Annotated in this window: 14 protein-coding genes; 7 read left to right on the top strand and 7 right to left on the bottom strand. The window is 75.0% G+C overall.

All coding sequences use genetic code 11. From position 1 onward, the window contains the following. Positions 1 to 196: 196 nt before the first annotated feature. Complete coding sequence (locus tag RM555_RS01920) at positions 197 to 3,049, bottom strand: helix-turn-helix transcriptional regulator (protein WP_311410130.1); 2,853 nt, start codon at positions 3,047 to 3,049, stop codon at positions 197 to 199. Between the two features lie 1,392 nt (positions 3,050 to 4,441). On the opposite strand from RM555_RS01920, the gene RM555_RS01925 reads away from it, so the two are divergent. Then, on the top strand, positions 4,442 to 5,821 hold the full coding sequence (locus RM555_RS01925) for an AMP-binding protein (protein ID WP_311410131.1): 1,380 nt from the start codon (positions 4,442 to 4,444) through the stop codon (positions 5,819 to 5,821). Positions 5,822 to 5,866: 45 nt separating this feature from the next. Here RM555_RS01925 and RM555_RS01930 read toward each other — a convergent pair whose 3' ends face one another. Further along, positions 5,867 to 6,346 (bottom strand): cold-shock protein, encoded by a 480-nt coding sequence (locus tag RM555_RS01930; RefSeq protein WP_311410132.1) that lies wholly within the window; start codon positions 6,344 to 6,346, stop codon positions 5,867 to 5,869. Between the two features lie 173 nt (positions 6,347 to 6,519). On the opposite strand from RM555_RS01930, the gene RM555_RS01935 reads away from it, so the two are divergent. Continuing rightward, complete coding sequence (locus tag RM555_RS01935; protein ID WP_311410133.1) at positions 6,520 to 7,182, top strand: 4'-phosphopantetheinyl transferase family protein; 663 nt, start codon at positions 6,520 to 6,522, stop codon at positions 7,180 to 7,182. Here RM555_RS01935 and RM555_RS01940 read toward each other — a convergent pair. After that, a complete protein-coding gene (locus RM555_RS01940; RefSeq protein ID WP_311410134.1) occupies positions 7,179 to 8,588 on the bottom strand; it encodes an acyl-CoA synthetase in 1,410 nt (469 codons plus the stop codon). The two genes, RM555_RS01935 and RM555_RS01940, sit on opposite strands and share 4 nt — an antisense overlap. 237 nt (positions 8,589 to 8,825) lie before the next feature. Here RM555_RS01940 and RM555_RS01945 point away from each other — a divergent pair, with 237 nt between their 5' ends. The 5 genes from RM555_RS01945 to RM555_RS01965 all read left to right on the top strand — a co-directional run bounded on the left by RM555_RS01945 (position 8,826) and on the right by RM555_RS01965 (position 12,379). Further along, entirely contained in the window at positions 8,826 to 9,500 is a 675-nt protein-coding gene (locus RM555_RS01945) for an HAD-IA family hydrolase (RefSeq protein ID WP_311410135.1), read from the top strand. Positions 9,501 to 9,805: 305 nt separating this feature from the next. Next, positions 9,806 to 10,747: an ABC transporter ATP-binding protein gene (locus RM555_RS01950; RefSeq protein ID WP_311410136.1), complete on the top strand. Its 942-nt coding sequence runs from the start codon at positions 9,806 to 9,808 to the stop codon at positions 10,745 to 10,747. Further along, the gene (locus RM555_RS01955; RefSeq protein ID WP_311410137.1) at positions 10,744 to 11,481 is read left to right on the top strand and encodes an ABC transporter permease; all 738 of its coding nucleotides are present in this window, start codon (positions 10,744 to 10,746) and stop codon (positions 11,479 to 11,481) included. Before RM555_RS01950 ends, RM555_RS01955 begins: the two co-directional genes overlap by 4 nt. 250 nt (positions 11,482 to 11,731) lie before the next feature. Beyond that, positions 11,732 to 11,977, top strand: a complete 246-nt coding sequence (locus tag RM555_RS01960) for a DUF5988 family protein (RefSeq protein ID WP_311410138.1) — start codon at positions 11,732 to 11,734, stop codon at positions 11,975 to 11,977. 21 nt (positions 11,978 to 11,998) lie between these two features. Beyond that, positions 11,999 to 12,379, top strand: coding sequence for a VOC family protein (locus RM555_RS01965; RefSeq protein WP_311410139.1), 381 nt, complete (start codon positions 11,999 to 12,001; stop codon positions 12,377 to 12,379). A gap of 32 nt (positions 12,380 to 12,411) precedes the next feature. On the opposite strand, the gene RM555_RS01970 is transcribed toward RM555_RS01965, so the two are convergent. From RM555_RS01970 to RM555_RS01985, 4 genes are read right to left on the bottom strand one after another with little or no spacing between them, the layout of a single operon-like run. Next, on the bottom strand, positions 12,412 to 14,160 hold the full coding sequence (locus tag RM555_RS01970) for a hypothetical protein (protein ID WP_311410140.1): 1,749 nt from the start codon (positions 14,158 to 14,160) through the stop codon (positions 12,412 to 12,414). Between the two features lie 6 nt (positions 14,161 to 14,166). After that, on the bottom strand, positions 14,167 to 15,615 hold the full coding sequence (locus RM555_RS01975) for a VWA domain-containing protein (protein ID WP_311410141.1): 1,449 nt from the start codon (positions 15,613 to 15,615) through the stop codon (positions 14,167 to 14,169). A gap of 35 nt (positions 15,616 to 15,650) precedes the next feature. Continuing rightward, a complete protein-coding gene (locus RM555_RS01980; protein ID WP_311410142.1) occupies positions 15,651 to 17,828 on the bottom strand; it encodes a serine/threonine-protein kinase in 2,178 nt (725 codons plus the stop codon). After that, positions 17,825 to 18,694 (bottom strand): hypothetical protein, encoded by an 870-nt coding sequence (locus tag RM555_RS01985; RefSeq protein WP_311410143.1) that lies wholly within the window; start codon positions 18,692 to 18,694, stop codon positions 17,825 to 17,827. The genes RM555_RS01980 and RM555_RS01985 overlap by 4 nt, the downstream gene beginning before the upstream one ends. Between the last annotated feature and the right edge of the window lie 4 nt (positions 18,695 to 18,698).

Here is an 18,698-nt window from a genome sequence, read left to right on the forward strand (position 1 = left end):
GCTAACGCATAGCGTTAGCAAGGGGCCCTTCCTTACACCGTGGTGGCCGCGGGTGCCGGGCGACGTGGTGGTGCGGGCCTCGTGCGACCGTAGGTCGACGAACCGGCCCGGGGACAGGGCCCAGGAGACCACGGCCGGCGATGAGCCGCGGCCGGGACGGTCGGCGAGGGCCGGAGCGGTGGTCGACCGGCGAAGGTCAGCGCGGCCGGGGCCCGGCGGGCCGCTGGCCCGGGTCGTCCCTGCCTCGCGGCGGCGGGTCCAGGACCGTCGCGCCGGGTCGGTTCATGCGCAGCCGGGCGGCCAGCTCGCTGCGCGAGTTGACGTCCAGCTTCCGGTAGATCCGGGTCAGCCGCTGCTCGATGGCGCTGACGGTCAGGAAGAGCTTCTCGGCGATCTCGCGGTTGGTGTGGCCCTGGGCGGCCAGGGTGGCCACGTTGCACTCCGCGTCGGTCAGTCCCCGGACGACGGCCGTCGCGCCGGCGCTCTCGGCGCCGCCGCTCCTGGGGGAGAGGCCGGGCCGCAGCATCGGGATCCCGCACTCCTCGGCGAGGACCCGGGCCGACCGCGCCGCGACGCGGGCCTGCCGCCGGTCGCCGGCCTGCTGGTAGGCCTGACCGAGGTCGGCCAGGTTGTGCGCCAGCTCCATCCGGTCGCCGCACTGCCGCAGCAGTCGGACGGCGCTGCGCAGGTGCGGGATCCGGTCCGGCCCGTCCTCCGTGGCGGCCAGGACCCGCAGGGCGGCGGCCCGGTGCCGCACGTGCACGGGCCGCAGCCGGGCCAGCTCTTCGCGGACCAACCGGCCGGCCTGCTGGCGGCGGCCCATCCGGAGCAACGCCCGCGCCGACTCGGTCCGCCACGGGACGAGGCCCGAGAAGTCCAGCCGCCAGCGGTTCATCAGCTGCCCGCAGAGCTGGAAGTCGGCCAGGGCCGCCTCCGGGCTTCCCGCGGCGAGGGCGTGCATCCCGCGGGCCTGCAGGTAGTGCAGCCCGATCGGGGTCTCGAACATCGCCGGGGGCACCGGCATCTGGAGGGTGGCCGCCGCCGCGTCGAGCTGGTCCATGAAGGTGAGGGCCCGTACCCGCACGGCGAGCGGTATCCCGATCACCACTCCCCAGCCCTTCGGCGAGAGCTGACTGAGCGCCTCGTCGGCCAGCTTCTCGGCTCGGGGCAGGTCGCCGAGCCGTCCGGCGACGGCCGCCCGGAGCGCCGCGAGCGTCGCCGACGGGGTGGGGTAGCGCGGGGTGGCGGGGTTGCGGCCCAGCCGGTCGCACCAGTCGTCGGCCAGGTCCAGCCGGTCGGCGTAGATCATGGCGATGAGTGCGCAGACGGCGGTCCACATGTTCGGTTCGTCGTCCAGCCCGGTGGTGGACAGTGCCCGCTCGGCCTGCTCGACCGCGCTGGCGTCACCGCGGTCGAGCACGGCGGACAGCAGGGTGGCGCCCTCGATCCCGCGCTTGACCTTGGCCAGCGTGAGCGGGTCCCGGACGGCCACGGCGGGTGCGGGGCGGTCGACCATCACGCCGGGGTAGAGGGTCGACATCCAGCCCGTGGTGACGAGCAGTTCGGCGGCGGACCTCGGGTCGACGCTGTCCGCCCGTTCGCTCAGGTGGTTGACGAGCTCGACGGCCTTGTCGATCTCGCCGTGCCAGAGCAGGTAGTGGATGGCGCCGGCGGCCTGCTGGCTGCCGAGGTGCCCGGCGCGGATGGCGGTGACGACGCCGACCAGGTGGGGGATCGCGGCCTGCGGGTCGATGCGCCACTCGGCGCGGGCCAGCGCGGAACGGATCCGCGCCCGCAGGCATTCGCCGGCGCAGCTCCGGTGCGCGCGGCGCAGGTAACGCAGCGCGGTCTCCATCTCGCCGTCGCGCAACGCCTGCTCGCCCGCGTCCAGCAGGGTCTGCGCCATCCAGGGCTCCGCCAGCTCGTCGATCCCGACCAGATGCGGCGCGATCCGGGCCGGGGCCGCGCCGTCGTCGTGCAGCAGGCAGGCCGCCTCCAGATGCAGCCGTGCGCGTTCCTCGGCGGTCATGCCGTCGAGGACGGCCTGCCCCACCGCCGGATGGCGCAGCCCCTGCTCGGTGATCAGCCCCGCGCTGGTCGAGTCGTCGATCGCTCCGAGCGCGGCCCGTGACCGCGCGTCGACGAGGTGGGGCAGCAGGTTGCCGTGCAGCGGCTCGCCGGTCACGGCCAGCACCCGGGCGGCGTTGAGCACGAGCTGGTCGCAGCGGTACAGGCAGCTCAGCACGGCCTCCCGGAACGACTCCCCGACCACGGGACGGTCGGCGGGCCGGGGCGCGGCCGCCTGGTCCTCGGCGAGCGCCTGCACCAGCAGCGGGTTGCCGCCGCTGATCCGATGGCTCTCCTCTGCGATGGTGCGGGCGACCGGAACGCCGAGTCGCCGGGCGAGCAGTTGGAACGTCCCGTCGGCGGTGAGCAGCGGCAGCCGGATGCGCTGCAGCCGCGCGGGTTGCAGCAGCTCGGCGTGCACGTCGGGCCGCCACGGCCGGGTGCGCGGCGCCTCCGTCAGGATGATCAGCACGGGTAGCCCGGAGATCCGTCGGGCCACGTAGTCGAGGCAACGCAGCGACGGCACGTCGGCGTGGTGGACGTCGTCGACCGCGATGACCAGCGGCCCCTGCGCGGTCATCTCCAGCAGGGCCCCACCGATCGCGGCGGTGGCCAGGGCGGTGTCCTCGTGGTCCGTGTCGTCGGCGTCGGTCCAGGTGAGGGCACCCGCGTCCAGCAGCCGCCCGAGGCGGGCCCAGAGGTCGGGGTCACCGGCTCCACTCAACGGCGCCGCCCGCACGAGCTGCCGGATGACCTCCAGCGGGACGGTGCGTTCGGCGCGGGAGGCGCTCGCGCCGAGGACCCGTGCGCCGGAGTCGCAGGCCCGCCGGGCGAAGGTCTGCAACAGCGTGGTCTTGCCGGAGCCGACCGGGCCGGTCAGCACGGCGACGGTCCGGTTGGTCGGGGAGGCCTCGCTGCGGGACAGGTCCGTCAGTCGCCGTTCCAGCGTGCTGAGCAGGCACGACCGCTCGGTCAGCTCCATCGACGCGGCCCCCGGAGGAGCGTGCGGGCCGCGGTCACCGGAGGGGCCGCCCGCCCTGCGCGCCCCTGGAGCTCGACGAAATCGGAGACCGGCAATTCTTGACCCATTCCATTATTAGCAAATATAGACGACCGTCGAGCATCGCCGGCGAACCATCGACCGACTTGACCGGCTGGCGACTCCGGGTTGCGCCCCCGCCGGTGTCGGTGATAATTCCCCAGCCTCTCCGGGCCGGCCTTCCCCCTATCGACCACCGTGATGGTGGGAGTATGGCAGTTCGGCAATTGGGCGGCAAGCCGAGGTTTGTAAAGGATGGGCAAACATCGGTTCTGTCTCGCGTCGCCCCGGGCGGGCCTTCGCGGGTACGGGCGACAGCGGAAAGTCGCCGGGTGGTCCCGTAACGTGACAGCATGCCGCCGTGGCCCATTGGTCGCGCCTTTTCCGGCCCGCTCGGCGATTGGCGGACGCGTTCTTGCGTGCTAAGCGTCCGGTGTGTGTCCACGTCGTCACCGCGACGGAACTCCCGTCGTCGGCCCGTCGGCGGCGAAGCCGCCTCCCGCCGGCGGCCGTCCCGCGTCGGGTGGGCCGGAAGCCCTCGACGTCATCCCGTGTAAGCGCTGCTCAACTCAGTGTCAACATGGCCGGCGGGCGGTCTGGTGGCCATGGGCGCGGTGCGGCCCGGCGTGGGAGCGCTGACGGTCGGAAGGGGGCCGGGGGTGCCTGCCGGCCCGCGGGCCCGGACCGGCGACGAGAGGCTCCAGGGTGCGGGCGGGCGGCTCGACAATTGTTAAAGGTTCCCGATTGTTGCGCCGTGCGACATCGCCTGCCCGAAGTGCGACTGCGGGCCGCCGGGTCGCCCGGGATCGGGACTCGGCGCGCGTCGACGATGCGCCACCCGATTCGGACCTTTGGGAAATTAACCGATTATGTTGTTAAAAAAGAATTATGTTCCCAGGGGCCTGTCGGTGGGCGCCGGCGTCGCTGAGTGGCCGACGGAATGCGATCGAACAAGTGTAACCGACATCAATGTCCGAGCGATCCGTTACTGCCGATCGACAATTTCCCGTCAAAAGTCGACTCCAATGTCCGTCACTGTCGGCGAGTCGTCGTCCATCCATAGTGTCGGCCACGGGAAAGGGCGATCCGGCCCGCCGCCGCCGAAAACCGGGCGAGGTCCTGTCCTACCTGGCCTGTCGGCCTCGCAGGGGACCCGGTCCGGGCAGCTAGGGGTTGTGCCGGGCCGATAGCCCGGCCTAATTTCGGGGCACCCGTTTCCATCATCGGGATAGTCGGATATGGGGCCGTGCCCCGTCACCTGAAGGGTTCTGTGGCCGTCGTGATGTTCCACCTGCTGCCGCGACTCGTTGCCGCCCTCCGCAGGGGATAGCGCAGATGACACTGCTGCCGGCGCTGCGGGGATTCGGCGCGGACCGGGCCGATGCGGTCACGGTGGCCGGCGGCACGCTCTCCAGCGAGGCCCTGCTCGGCTGCGTCACCGCGGTCGCCGACCGGATCAGGGGTGCGGTCGCGGTCGCCGTCGACGGCACACCGACCCTGGAGACGGTGGTGGGAATGCTCGGCGCAGTCCACGCGGGCGTCCCGCTCGTACCGCTGCCCCCCGACGCGGACGAGTGCGAACGGGGCCGCATCCTGCGGCAGTCCGGGGCGACGGTGCTCCTCGGCCGCAACCGGTCCGGCACCCACCGGCTGCCCACCGTCCCGGTCGACCTGCGGGAGCGCTCCTCGACACCGCACCCGGAGCCGGCGCCGGGCACCGACGCGGTCATCCTCTACACCGGGGGCGCCGGCGGGCCGTCGCGCGGGGTACGCATCTCGCGTCGCGCCATCGCCGCCGACCTCGACCTGCTGGCCGACGCGTGGCGGTGGAACGAGGAGGATGTCGTGGTCCAGGGCGCGCCGCTGTTCCGGGCGTACGGCCTGGTCGTCGGCCTGCTCGGCGCGTTGCGGGTCGGCAGCCGCTTCGTCCACCTCGACCGCAACGCCGCCGCCGGACCGGTCGGCACCATGTACCTGGGGTTGCCCGAGCAGTGGGCGAAGATCGCGCTGAACGCCCGGTGGGCCCGGTCGCTGTCGGCGGCGCGGATCCTGATCTCCGCGGACGCCCCGCTGGCCTGCGCCGTGGCCGAACGCCTCCGGCTGCTCACCTCGCACACGCCGGTCCAGGCGTACGGCACCACCGAGACGCTCATCGCGCTGACCGGGCGGGCCGACGATCCCACGGTCGCCGGTGCCGTCGGCACCCCCCTGCCCGGGGTGGAGACCCGGGTGCTGGACCGCGAGGCCCGACCGGTGCCGGCCGACGGCGAGTCGGTCGGCGAGTTGAGCATCTGCGGGCCGACGCTGTTCAGCGGCTACGTCGAGGGCGGGCGGGGCCATGCCGCCGGTCACTGGCACGCCACCGGCGACCTGGCCACCGTGGCCGCCGACGGCTCGTACCGGATCATCGGTCGGCGCGGGCTCGACGTGCTGCACTGCCGGGGCCGGCGGATGCACGCCGGGCAGATCGAGGAGGCGTTGCTGAGCCATCCCGGCGTCCGGGAGGCCGCCGTCGTCGGCACGCCGCACGACGCCCTCGGCGAGCAGGTCACCGCGTACGTCGTCGCTGAGGGGTTGACCGCGCAGGTGCTCATCGACCACGTCGGCCGGTATCTCTCCGCGGGTCAACGACCCCGGCGGGTGCACTTCGTCGACGAGCTGCCGCGCAGCGCGCTCGGCCGGATCAGAAAGTCCCTGCTGATCGCCGCCGGCTGAGCCGACCGGGCCGTGGTCGGCGGTCCACCGACGTCCGCCCCGCGGTCAGCCCTCCACCCAGCCGTGCCGTCGGGCCAGGTCCAGCATCCGGGCCCGCACCGCCACGATCTGCGCCCCGGTCAGGTCCGACACGGACGTGACCAGCGCCTCGGTGGTCTCCGTGCAGAAGGCCCGCTCGGAGAGCACGTCGCACAGGCCCTCGTCGTCCTCCGCGCCGCCCGTGGCCGGCCCGCCATCCCTGCTGCGCCCGCCGGTGAACGCCACGCCGGCCCGGGCGGGCGCCGCGGTGCCGGCCGTCCCGGTCCGCTCCGCGCCCACGGCAGCGCCCACCACCCGCACCAGCACGGCCTTGGGGCCACGGTCGGTCCCCACCGCCTCGTACTCCACCGGGACACCGGGCGTCAGCGCCCACTTGTCGCCGTCCAGCATGTTCGCGTGCACGAACACGTCGTCGCTGCCGTCGTCCGGGGCGATGAACCCGTAGCCCCGCACCTCGTCGAACCGCACCACCTTGCCAGTGAGCATCGCTTTCCCGCATCCATCCGACCAAGATCCGCGTGCCCCGCCCATGGAACCGGGGCCCGCCCCCAGACTGGCAGCCGCCCGCGCGGCCCGGCACCCGTACCCGACCCCTATGGTGCACCGTACCGTCGGTGCCGGCGCAACGCGCGTTGCCGCAGCGCCTAGCATCGGCGGACGTGATCGAGCAGATCCTGCCCACCGCCGTGGCGGTGGCCGAGGCCTTCACGGACCCCGCCGGCCTGACCCTGTTCCCCGAGGAAGAGGCGCTGGTGGCCCGGTCGGTGGAGAAGCGTCGCCGGGAGTTCACCACCGTGCGGCACTGCGCCCGCACGGCCCTCGGCGAGCTGGGCCTCGCGCCGGTGCCGATCGTCTCCGGCGCCCGCGGCGCCCCGGTCTGGCCGTCCGGCGTGGTCGGCAGCATGACGCACTGCGACGGCTACCGGGCGGCGGTCCTCGGCCGTACGACCGCGTTGGCCACCCTCGGCGTGGACGCCGAGCCGCACGCGCCGCTGCCCGACGGGGTGCTCGACGCGATCGCCCTGCCGGCCGAGCGGGCGCGCACCGCCACGCTGGGCGCGGCCCGCCCCGCCGTCTGCTGGGACCGCCTGCTGTTCAGCGCGAAGGAGGCGGTGTACAAGGCGTGGTTCCCGCTCACCGGCCGGTGGCTGGACTTCTCGGAGGCGGACATCGTGATCGATCCGGCCGGCACGTTCGAGGCCCGGCTGCTGGTGCCCGGCCCGGTCCTCGGCGGGATCCCGGTGACGGCCTTCGCCGGCAGGTTCCTGGTCGAGCGGGGACTGGTCGCCACCGCGATCAGCATCCCGGCCGTCCGGCCCTAGTCCGCCGTCAGCCTGGTCTTCTGCACCTTGCCGAGGGCGTTGCGGGGCAGCGCGTCGACCAGGCGCACCTCGCGTGGCCGCTTGTGCGCCGACAGGTGCCGGGCCACGAAGTCGATCAGTTCGGCCCCGTCCACCCCGTCGCCCACCACGTACGCGGTGACCTGCTGGCCGAGGTCGGGGTGCGGGGTGCCCACCACGGCGGCCTCGCGGACCCCCGGGTGCGCCAGCAGGGCGTCCTCCACCTCGCCGGCGCCGATCCGGTAGCCACCGCTCTTGATCAGGTCGGTGGACGCCCGCCCGACGATCCGGTGCCAGCCGTCCGGGTCGACGGTGGCGACGTCCCCGGTGCGGAACCAGCCGTCCGGGGTGCGGCTCGCCGCGTCGGCGTCCGGACGGTTCAGGTAGCCGTCGAACAGGGTGGGGCCGTCGACCTGGAGCTCGCCCATCGCCGCCCCGTCGGCGGGGAGCGTGGCGCCGTTCTCGTCGACCAGCCGCGTACGCACCCCGGGCAGCGGCAGCCCGACGGTCCCCGGCCGGCGCGGACCGTCCGCCCGGGCGCTCACCGTGATCAGGGTCTCGGTCATCCCGTACCGCTCGACGGGCCGGTGCCCGGTGAGGGTGGCGAGGTCCGCGAAGACCGCCGCCGGCAGCGCCGCGCTGCCCGAGACGAGCAGTCGCGCCGGACGCAGCGCCCGGGCCGCGTCCGGGTCGGCGGCGATCCGGGACCACACGGTCGGCACGCCGAAGTACATCGAGCCCTTGGCGGCGGCGTACCGTTCGGGTCGCGGCCGGCCCACGTGGTGCAGCCGGCCACCCAGCCGCAGCGGCCCGAGCACGCCGAGCACCAGCCCGTGCACGTGGAACAGCGGCAGGCCGTGCACCAGCAGGTCGTCCGGCGTCCACGCCCAGGCGTCGGCCAGCCCGTCCAGGCAGGCGGCGACGGCACGGCGGGAGATCACGGCGCCTTTCGGTGCGCCGGTGGTGCCGCTGGTGTAGAGGATCACCGCGGTGCTGGCCGGGTCCGGCTCGGGGTGGACGGTGTCCGAGCGCCGGCCCAGGTCGACGGGCACGACGGCCCGGCCCGTGTCCTCGGCGGTGCGCTCCGCGCCGGCCGGGACCAGCAGCGCCGTCGCGCGTGAGTCGCGCAGGATGTGGTCGCGTTCCATCGGCCCGGCGTCCGGCGGGACCGGCACGACCGCCGCCCCGGCCGTGAGGGCGCCGACCACCCCGACCACCGTCTCCAGGGTCGCGGTGGCCTCGATGGCGACCCGGTCGACGCCGCGCAACTCGTCGGCCACCGCCGCGGCCAGGCGGCGCAGCTCCACCCAGGACACCGCGCGGTCGTCGACGCGGATGGCGTCCGGACGCTCGTCGGTGCCTCCCGCGAGCCAGCTCAGCAGCGGCATGGTGCGACCCCTCTCCAGCGGCTCGGGCCCGGGCCGGTCCGGCCGGGCGTGCCGCGGCGGCCGGACGACGGGCACCCGGGACGCCGGTAGGGTCGGTGGGGCGCCGGCGGATCCAGGTGGGCGCGGTGCGCCGCGCCGGCGGGCCCGGAACGACGGTCCTGACCGTAGTCGGGGGGCACCCCGGTCTGCCACCCCTACCGGGCGGCGCGCCGGGTCGGACGGCGGGAGGTGACGTCGGTGGTCGCGGACGCGACGGCGTGGACGGCGGTACCGGGCGGCGTTCGGGCCGTGGTGCTCGACCTCGACGGGGTGCTGGTCGACAGCCTCGCCGTGGCCAGGGAGGCGTTCGCCCTCGCGTACGCCGAGGTGGTCGGCGAGGGCGTCGCCCCGGTCGAGGAGTACTGCCGCCACCCGGGCCGGTACCTGCCGGAGGTGCTGGAGCTGATGGGCCTGCCGGCGACGCTGGCCGGGCCGTTCGTGCGGGAGAGCAACCGCCTCGCGCACCGGGTCACGCCCGTCGACGGGGTGCCGGAGCTGCTCCACACCCTGCGCCGGCGGGGCATCGGGCTGGCCGTGGCCACCGGCCGCAGCGGGGTCCGCGCCCGCGACCTGCTCGGCCGGCTCGACCTGCTGCCACTGGTCGACCACGTGGTGGGCTCGGACGAGGTGCCCCGGCCGAAGCCCGCTCCGGACATCGTGCGGCGGGCGCTGCGCCTGCTGGGGGCCCACCCGGGGGAGGCGCTGATGGTCGGCGACGCCCCCAGCGACCTGGCCAGCGCGCGGGCGGCCGGGGTGCTGGCGGTGGCCGCGCTGTGGGGCGAGTCCGACGAGGAGACCCTGCGCGCCGCCGGCCCGGACGTCGTCCTGACCCGGCTCGACGAGCTGCTGCCGTTCTGCCCGGCCCGCCGGTGACCGGCCCTCGAGCGGGAAGCGGGCGAAGGTGGCGCCCCGTGGACGGACACCTGAGGTGACCGGTCGACACCCCTGCCCCCGCGCCGCGTTCGCGGTCGGCACCCCTGTCCCGGGCCGGTTCCCGGTTCGATACCCCCGATTTGTCAGCTGATCAGTTGATCGGCACATCGGTTGGCCGGATGATGTCGGGCGTCGGTCGGCCTGGTGCCGGCCGGCCGGCCCGTTCCCGCAAGCCGACGCCGCGATCAGCCGAGGGGTCCCGCCCTTCTCGACGGCAACCCGCACGTGAAGGAGGACCACCCCCAATGCCGGTCATCGAAGTCGATCATCTGCAGAAACGGTACGGCGAGAAGATCGCGGTCGACGACGTCTCCTTCACCGTGGAACAGGGCGAGATCTTCGGCGTGCTCGGCCCGAACGGGGCCGGCAAGACCACCACGGTCGAGTGCGTGCAGGGGTTGCGTCGTCCCGACGGCGGCACCATCCGGGTGCTCGGGCTCGACCCGGTCCGCGACCGCACGGAGGTGCGGCAGCGCGTCGGCGCCCAGCTCCAGGAGAGCCAACTGCCGGACAAGGTACGGGTGTGGGAGGCGCTGGACCTGTACCGGTCCTTCTACCGCAACCGGGCCGACATCGACGAGCTGCTGACCGACCTCGGCCTGGCCGAGCAGCGCAACACCTACTTCCAGAAGCTCTCCGGCGGGCAGAAGCAGCGGTTGTCGGTGGCCCTGGCACTGGTCGGCAGGCCGGAGGTCGCCATCCTCGACGAGCTGACCACCGGCCTCGACCCGCAGGGCCGCCGGGACACCTGGGACCTGGTCGAGCGGATCCGCGACCGGGGTGTCACCGTCGTGCTGGTCACCCACTTCATGGAGGAGGCGCAACGCCTCTGCGACCGGCTCGCCATCATCGACAAGGGGCGGGTGGTGGCCATCGACAGCCCCGCCGGCCTGCTCACCCGGGTCGGCAGCGAGCACCGGGTGCACTTCCGTCCCGCCGAGCCGGTCGAGGACGCCCTGCTGCTCGCGGCGCCCGACGTGACGGGGGTGTCCCGTTACCGCGACGAGGTGACGGTGACCGGCACGAAGGACGTGCTCCAGTCGGTCCTGTCCGTGCTCAACGGGCGCGGGATCCGCTACGACGCGCTGCGGGTCGAGCAACCCACCCTCGACGACGCGTTCGTCTCCCTCACCGGCCGCTCGGGCCGGACCGCCGCGCAGTCCCCGACCGACGGGAGGTCGTCGTGAGCGCCCTGTCCAAGCTGATCGCCGTCGAGACGAAGCTGTTCCTGCGGGAACCGGTGTCGTTGTTCTTCGTCTTCGCCCTGCCGATCGGCCTGATGCTCGTCTTCGGGTTGCCGCAGCGCGCCGGCACGGCCGCCGACACCGGGCAGCACGCCGAGCAGACCTTCCTGCCGTCCCTGGCGCTTGCCCTCACCATCGGCATGCTCGCGCTCTTCACCCTGCCGATGGCGCTCGGCATCTACCGGGAACGCCGGGTGCTGCGCCGCCTGGCGACCACCCCGGTGCAGCCCGCGCTCCTGCTGGTGGCGCAGGTGGTGGTCAACCTGGTGATGGGCGTGCTCGGCGCGGTGGTCACCGCGATCGCCGTCCGGTTCCTGCTGGACCAGCCGGCGCCGGCCAACGTTCCCGGGTTCGTGCTGGCCTTCCTGCTCGGGGTGGCGTGTCTCTTCGCCGTCGGCCTGCTCATCGCGGCGCTGGCCCCGTCCGCCCGGGCGGCGCAGTCGATCGGCCCGGCGCTGTTCTTCCCGCTGCTCTTCCTGGCCGGCGCCTGGCTGCCGCGCGACCGGATGCCGAGCGCGCTGGCCGCCATCGCCGACTACTCGCCGCTGGGTGCCACGGTGGACACGCTCGGTGCGGCGTGGGCGGGTGCCAACCCGGAGCTGCCGCAGTTGATCGCCCTGGCGGTGACGGCCGTGGTCGGTTCCGTGGCGGCCACCCGGTTCTTCCGCTGGGAGTGATCCTGCGCACCCGCGCGGCCGATGCGGGGGACGTCGTCGCTGCCCAGGGCCGTTCCTAGGGGTGGCCTAAGGGTGTCCGGCGAATGTGATCTGGATTACGTTCGGAGCGGAACGGGCGGCCGGAACCGGACAAGGACGTTCGGCCGTGAAGCGTCCGTTCACCCGGCAACGGGTGTCGTCAGGCCTGTGTGGACGCGTCCGCCGTGCGGCGGCTCGTCCGAGGTGTGCGGAATGCGACGGAGGTCGTGCCATGAAGGACGTTTCGCAAGCTGATCCGGTCACCCGGGACGCGGTCGGCGTCATCGACGTCGTCCTGGAGGGTGGTCCGGTCGATCTGCCCGCCGACCTGCGCAGCCGTCAGGTGGCGCGGGCGGAGGAGAAGATCAAGGTCCTGCACTACGGCGGGTACGAGCACTTCGAACGGGGCGCCACCCCGCTGGCGGTCGACCTTCCGGTGGTCTTCCGCTGGACCGGTCGGACCCGGATCGCCGAGTAGGGGAAGGGCGGCACCAGTCACATGAGGGCACAGAACCACCGGCCGGGTCCCCACCTGACGGTCAGCGACACGAACGAGGCCATCGCCTTCTACACGGATGTCTTCGACGCCGTCGCGATCGTACGGGAGTGTCTGCTCGACGGGCACGTCCTGCACGCGGAACTGGCCGTCGGCGGCCACCGCCTGACCGTCAGCGAGTGGTACGAGGCGGGCGCGCCGTCGGCGGTGGAGAGCCGCGACGACGTGCTGACCATCGAGCGGACCGACCCCGAGTCGGTGCTGCGGCGGGCGGTGGCCGCCGGTGCCCGCGTGGAGACGCCGGCGGATCCGTCGCGCCAGGTGACGCTGCGCGATCCCGCCGGCCTGTGCTGGTCCGTCGTCGGCCCGCAGCGGGCGGCGTAGGCGAACACCCGCGACGCCCACCGCTCCGTCGGTCATCGCACCGGCCGGGAGCGGTGGGCGTTGCGGGTGCGCAGGGCGAAGAAGAGCGCCGCGGCCCGCCGGACCTCACCCGGTCGTCGTGGATCGGTGGCGATCTCGTGCAGCAGGTCCCGGTCGGCCCGGTCCGCCGCCAGCGTCGTCAACAGCGAGAAGCACTCCCGGGCGGCGTCCCGGCCGCCGGGACCGTCCGCGCCGTCGGACCAGTGGGTGAGTAGCGCCGCCAGCACGTCCGCCCGGAACGCCGGCGCGCCGGCGGCGGCCGTGCCCCGGCCAGCGAGCAGGTGACCGGCGGCGATCGCCCCGACCGGCTCGGTCAGCCGGGCGCGCAGGAAGGCCGGTGTGACGGCGGCCCGGCTGATCGCCTGCAACGCGACGAACCGCGCCGAGCCCGTGTTCATCAGCGTCACCCACTCGTCCGGCCGCCAGTCGCGGGCGAGCGGCCCGGCCGCCAGGTACTCCACCAGGCTGGGCCAGACCGAGGCCAGGGCGTGACGGTCGGCCCGGAAGAGGTCGGTGGCGAGCAGGATCTGCCGTACGCGCGCGGGCCAGTCTGGCAGCACCGTCGCCGGGGGAGCCGGGGCGTGGGCCGCCGACCAGTCGACGACCGCCGCCACCGGGTCGCCGCCGGCGACGGCGGCGGTCGCCGCCACCTCGACGAGGTCGGTGTGCCGGGTGTCCAGCCAGGCGGCGACCGCCTCGCCGTCGGGCGGGCGGCGCCGCAGCGCCGCGCAGGCGGCGTCGACGCTGGTCCGGCCGCCGCGCAGCAGGGCGCGGACGAACTCGTCGAGCAGGGCGGCCGGGCCCGCCGGCGTGGCCGCCTCCGCCTGCCCGCTCTCCCAGACCAGCACCGCGACGGTGGCGGTGAGCGGGTTGTGCACCGGCCCGGTGATGCGCTGGGCGTGGGTCCAGTCCAGGAACCTGCGGGCCGTGGCGCCGTCGGGGAACCAGTGGGCCGCCAGCAGCGCCACGTCCGCGTCGGTGAAGTGCGCCAGGTGGTACGCCGGATAGCCGTCGCCCAGCACGGCCAGCTCGTCCTCCGCCAGGTGCCGCGTGGTCACCAGGACCCGCCAGGGCCTCGGCGGGCCGGCCGGGCGGGGGGAGCGGGCCAGCTCCGCGAGGCGGTTCAGGACGACGGCCCGCTCGTCCGGGTCGGTCACGGCGTCGAGCGCGTCGACGCAGACCAGCCACCGCCGGCCGGGGGCGGGGGCCTGCTCGACGTCGAGCGGGGCGCCGTCGCGCGGGTACGCCTCGGCGAGCGCCACGGACAGCGGCTGGTGCACCAGGGCGGCGGCCGGCAGGCTCACCAGCACCGGCCCGGGCGGGCAGCGCCGTCGCCGCCCGCGCCCGGCGAGCCACCGGCGCGCCGAGCGGGCGCTCTCGTAGCGCACGAGTGCCGTCTTGCCGCTGCCCGGCTCCCCGATCAGCAGCACGTTGCCGGCGCCGGTGAGCAGGTCCGCCACGTCGACGCCATCGCCGTCGCCATCGCCGGACGGGGCGAGCCGTGGCACCGCGCGGCGCGGCACGTACACCTCGGACAGCGGCTTGACGTAGCCGCCGAAGCGGTGCGGGTGGACGATGCCGGCGTCGGCCTCGCCGCGCCAGACCGGGCGCAGCGCGGCCCACCAGCCGCGCCGGCCCCGGGAATGGCGGCGGACGGCGACGGTCACGGTGACGAGCGCGGTGGCGAGCGTCACCGTGCCGCCGACGACGCTGGCGACCTTGTCCGAGACGTCCAGGTCCATCGCCGGTCAGGACCGCCCGGCGGGCCGGTCCGCCGACAGGTGGTGGGTGCCGCATCCCTGGCAGTACGCGCCGGTCTGCTCCTCGCGGCAGTGCCGCCACGGCGCGGGTGGTCCGGCCGGCGCGACCCGCTGGGCCGGCGGCTCCTGCGGTCCCCACCGGGACGTGTGGTGGGCCACGACCAGGGAGGACTGCGTGAGGCGGGCGTCGACGTCGGGCTTGAGGCGGACCCGGCCGTCGGCGGCGTCCAGGACGTCCACGACGCGGGCGAGCAGGGCGACGTCGTCGTCGCGGCCCGTGGCATGGGCGAGCGCCACCGCGCGCCCGAGCTGCTCCTCCGCCTCGACGACCCGGCCCGCCCGGGCGGCGGCCAGCCCGCGCTGGACCGCCGCCGCGTAGTCCTGCTGGCGGGTGTAGTACGCGACGCTCTCGTTGATCTCCGAGTACCGCAGGGCGTCCTCGGTCCACTCCACGTCGAGCGGCACCTCGACCGGCGTGGTGGCCGCACCCGCGTGGACGCTCAACCAGCCGATGCGCCGGCTCGCCCCGGGCGCCATCGCGTCGACCTCCAGGGCGACGTGGTAGTCCCGCTGGTCGTGCGGGCTCCACGCGCCGACCGGGTAGTCGGTGCCCAGCTCGCCGGCCGGCTCGCCGCGCCCGCTCAGGTCGGCCAGCGCCGGGTGCACCTGCTTGACGAAGCGGACCCGCGCCAGCCCGGTGGTACGCACCCGGAGCCGGACGTCGGGGACCCGCCGGGACATCGCGCGGGTCAGCACGGCCCGGAAGTCGTCGGCGAGCCCGTTGAGGTCCTCGACCGGCACGACGGGGTTGGCGCCCAACGCCTCCGCGATGCCGAGCAGTTCCGCCGCGTCCCAGTCGTGCACGCCGTCCGCGGAGCCGATGGCGCGGCAGTCGACGGTGAACCGGCCCACGCAGTCGTCCACCGCCGCCCGCAGGTCGGCGGGGAGCTGGGACTCGTTGCGCCCGTCGGTGAGCAGGATGACGTGCCCGATCGCGTCCGGCCGCGTGGCCAGCAGCTGGCGGGCCAGCAGCAGCCACGTGCCGATGGCGGTGCCGCCGTGCGGCGTCACGTGCCGCAACGCCTTGCGGGCGGCGGCCCGGGTGGTCTCGTCGGCGACCGCCAGCCGCCGGTCGACCGGGTAGACCATCGTGGCGTGGGCGGTGCCGGCCACCACCGCGAACGCGACCCCGTCGGGCAGGGCGTCGATGGCCGCGGCGGTGGCCCGCCAGGCGGCGCGCATCTTGGCCTGGGGCGCGCCCATCGAGCCTGAGGAGTCGAGCAGGATCACCTCCGCGAGGTCGTCGTGCCGGACGTCGGCGTCGACGGGTTCCTCGCCCCGGACGGTGGCGACCACGTCGAGGACCGCCCCGTCGGCGGAGACGCACTCGGTGTGGTGCGCGCGCAGCCGCAGCGGCAGATCGTTGGCGGGGGACACGGGTGACCTCTTTCCGTCGGGGCCGGCGGCCGGGCTCACCACCACGTCACCGGCCGGTACGCGTTGGCCAGCTCGACGAGCGCGATCCGCTCGCGCCGGTCGGCGGTGCGCCGGGCGCGGGAGCGGCAGCGGCGCTCGAAGGCGCGGCGGAGGGCGTCCTCGTCGAGCCGGTGACCGAACAGCCGCCGGCCGCCGTGGTGCTCCTCGGTCAGGTCGCAGTCCAGCGCGATCCGCAGGATGTGCGCCTCCACCTCCTCGCGTTCGCCGAACGGGGGCAGCTTGTCGACGATCGCGGCGGCGTCGAGCGCCGTGTCGAGCCGGTGCCCGTCGTCCGGCGCGTCGAGCAGGATGCGCACCGCACAGGTCACCGCCGCCGTCGAGGCGCGGGAGGACTCCGGCACCCGCAGCAGGGCGTCCGCCGCGCTGCGCGCGTCCGCCGTCTCCAGCAGGCAGCGGGCCAGCCCGAACGCCGCGCCCACCACGCCCGGGTCGGCGTCCCACACCCCCCGGTAGTGGTCGGCCGCCGTACGCGGGTCACCGTCGAGTTCGCAGGCCACCGCGTACGCGAGCCGCGTGGACACCTCGCCGGGCAGCCAGCCGTAGACCTGCGCGAACCAGCGCCGGGCGGTGGCGGCGTCCCGCCCCACCAGGGCCACCAGGGCGCGGTGCCACCACAGCGCCCAGTCCCGCGACTCCTCGGGGAAGTCGGCGAGCAGCGGACCGGCCTCGTCCACCCGCCCGGTGGCGAGGTGGGCCCGGACGGCGCGGTAGGTCACCTGCGCGGTCTGCTCCGGGGCGGTCCGCAACAGCTCGATGAGCTCGGCCGGGTCGGCGGCGCCGAGCGAGGCGAGGAACCCGGCGGCCGGGTCGGCGCCGTCGACCAGGGGTACGGGCAGGCCGAGCATGATCTCCACGACGTCCAGGGCGTCGCGGTCGGTGTGCAGGGCGAAGGCGCACGCGGACGGGCTGAACAGCGTGGACCGGGTCGGCCGGGGCACACCGTCGGTCGCCGAGCTGACCTGCCGCCGTACGCCCCGGACCTGTTCGCGCATCTCGGCCGCGGCGGCGAACCGGTCCTCCGGTGCGGCGGCGGTGGCCCGGGCGAGCAGCCGCAGGAACGGGTCGAGCCGCGCGGGCACGGGCAGCCGCAGCACGTCCTGCCCCGGCGGGATCCGGGTCACCTCGGTGGACCGGGGCATCAGGGTCAGCGCGGCGAGGGTCCGGCCGACGGTGTAGAGGTCCGACCGCACGCTCGGACCGGCGGGCCCCAGCCGCTCCACCTCCGGCGCGGTGTAGCCCGCGGTGCCCCACGCCGGGCTCACCGTGTTGTCGATGCGGCGGGCCGCGCCGAAGTCGACCAGCTTGATCGGGTCGTTGGTGCCCTGGCCGCCGACGCGCATCACGTTCTCGGGCTTCAGGTCGCAGTAGAGCCAACCCTGGTCGTGCAGGTACTCGAAGGCGTCGAGGATCTGCACGGCGTATCCCAGCGCCTGCGCCACGTCCACGGCGGTGGACCCGCCGCCCGGGCCGGCCGCGCTGCGGGCCTCCTCCAGGGTGCCGCCGTTGACGTACTCCATCACCAGGTAACCGGCGTCCCGGTCGGACTCGGGCCGCAGCGCGTGGGTGATGGTGACGATCCTCGGGTGGTTCAGCGCGATCAGCGCCTGCCGCTCGGCGACGAACGCCGCGATGGCCTCCCGGTCCTCCGGGTTGCGCTGCCCCTTCAGCACCCGCCAGGCGCCGTCCATGTCCTCGTCCCGGGCGAGGAACACCCAGCCGACGCCGCCGTTGCCGAGGCAGCCCTCGATCCGGTACCGCCCGGCGCGCAGGTCGCCGTCGGCCAGGGGCGGGGTGAAGGAGTACCGGGTGCCGCAGTCGGGGCAGAAGCCGGCGACCCGGGGCAGCCGGGGACCGCGGTGGCGGGGACACCTCGTGTTGCCGCAGTAGCGGGAGTGCTCGGGCACGACCGCCTGCGACACCACCGCCGTCAGGGGGTCGTGCGGCCGGGCGGTCGGCAGCACGGCCGGTCGCTCCCAGGGCCGGGACGTCGTGCGCAGCGGCCGTGGGCCGACCTCCGCAGCCGGTACCGGCCGGCCGGGGGCGCTGAGCCCGACGCCGGCCCCGACGCACTCGTGCCCCCACAGCCGGCAGAACCCGTCCTGGTCGACGGTGCCGGGGCAGTTGCGTTCCGCGCAGCCGCGGCTCGCCGTCATCGCGTACCCCCGTTCACGGCCTGCTGGTAGGCCCGCACCGCGCGGCTCGCGGCGGTCACGGTGAAGGCGTCGGGGCGCAGCGCGGCCAGCGCCTCCCGGTAGGCCAGCTCGACCCGCGGGTGCTCGGCCCGGCCCTCGTCGGCGGCCTTCTGCCGGTACGCCTCCAGCCGGCCGGTCAGCTCCACGTGGCAGCCCCGGCGCAGCCGGCGCCGCGCGGTGTCGGTCCGCTCGACCGCGCGGTCGACGGCGGCCCGCAGCGAGCCGTCGTCGCGTTCCGGCTGGACGTCCCCCCGCCACCACTGGCCACGGCCCGCCGCCTCGGCGGCGGTGAGCCGGTCCAGCAGCCCGTCGAGCGCGAGCGCCGCCAGGGGATCCGTCCCGTCGCCCAGCCCCTCGCCGGCGGCCTCCGTCGCGAGCTGCCGGAGCCGCTCGACGGAGGAGCGCAGCCGCTGCGCCCGGACCGCCAGCCGGTCCCGGCCGTACGCGTCGACGATCCGGCGGATCCGGGCCACGTGCTCGCGGGCCGCGACCAGGATCTCCTGGACATCCATCGCCTGCACCTGCACCGGCTCGCCGGTGGCGGCGGTGAACCGGACCTCGCACGGGCCGGTCAGCAGCCGGGCCAGGGCCTCCTCGCCCGCGTCCGTCGACCGGTCGATCCCGTCGAGGTCGTCCACCAGCCGGTCGAGGGCCAGCGACAGGCAGCCGAGCCGGTGCAGCAGGTCCCGGGCCTCCTGTGCGGGCGCGACGGCCGGGCCGTCGGGCTGCCGGAAGGCGTCCGTGACCAGCTGCTGCACGTCGAGCAGGTGCTCGCAGACCCAGGCGTGCGCGGCCAGGGTGGCGTCGAGGCGTTCCCGCACGGCCATCCGC

It is taken from the genome of Micromonospora reichwaldensis, from assembly GCF_031845925.1.
Classification (GTDB): domain Bacteria; phylum Actinomycetota; class Actinomycetes; order Mycobacteriales; family Micromonosporaceae; genus Micromonospora; species Micromonospora reichwaldensis.

Excerpts from the sequence above, each read along its gene's own strand:
- RM555_RS01920 (WP_311410130.1), bottom strand. The coding sequence starts at position 3,049 with ATGGAGCTGACCGAGCGGTCGTGCCTGCTCAGCACGCTGGAACGGCGA.
- RM555_RS01970 (WP_311410140.1), bottom strand. The coding sequence starts at position 14,160 with ATGGACCTGGACGTCTCGGACAAGGTCGCCAGCGTCGTCGGCGGCACG.
- RM555_RS01965 (WP_311410139.1), top strand. The coding sequence starts at position 11,999 with ATGAGGGCACAGAACCACCGGCCGGGTCCCCACCTGACGGTCAGCGAC.
- RM555_RS01930 (WP_311410132.1), bottom strand. The coding sequence starts at position 6,346 with ATGCTCACTGGCAAGGTGGTGCGGTTCGACGAGGTGCGGGGCTACGGG.
- RM555_RS01980 (WP_311410142.1), bottom strand. The coding sequence starts at position 17,828 with ATGACGGCGAGCCGCGGCTGCGCGGAACGCAACTGCCCCGGCACCGTC.
- RM555_RS01925 (WP_311410131.1), top strand. The coding sequence starts at position 4,442 with ATGACACTGCTGCCGGCGCTGCGGGGATTCGGCGCGGACCGGGCCGAT.
- RM555_RS01950 (WP_311410136.1), top strand. The coding sequence starts at position 9,806 with ATGCCGGTCATCGAAGTCGATCATCTGCAGAAACGGTACGGCGAGAAG.
- RM555_RS01940 (WP_311410134.1), bottom strand. The coding sequence starts at position 8,588 with ATGCCGCTGCTGAGCTGGCTCGCGGGAGGCACCGACGAGCGTCCGGAC.
- RM555_RS01985 (WP_311410143.1), bottom strand. The coding sequence starts at position 18,694 with ATGGCCGTGCGGGAACGCCTCGACGCCACCCTGGCCGCGCACGCCTGG.
- RM555_RS01960 (WP_311410138.1), top strand. The coding sequence starts at position 11,732 with ATGAAGGACGTTTCGCAAGCTGATCCGGTCACCCGGGACGCGGTCGGC.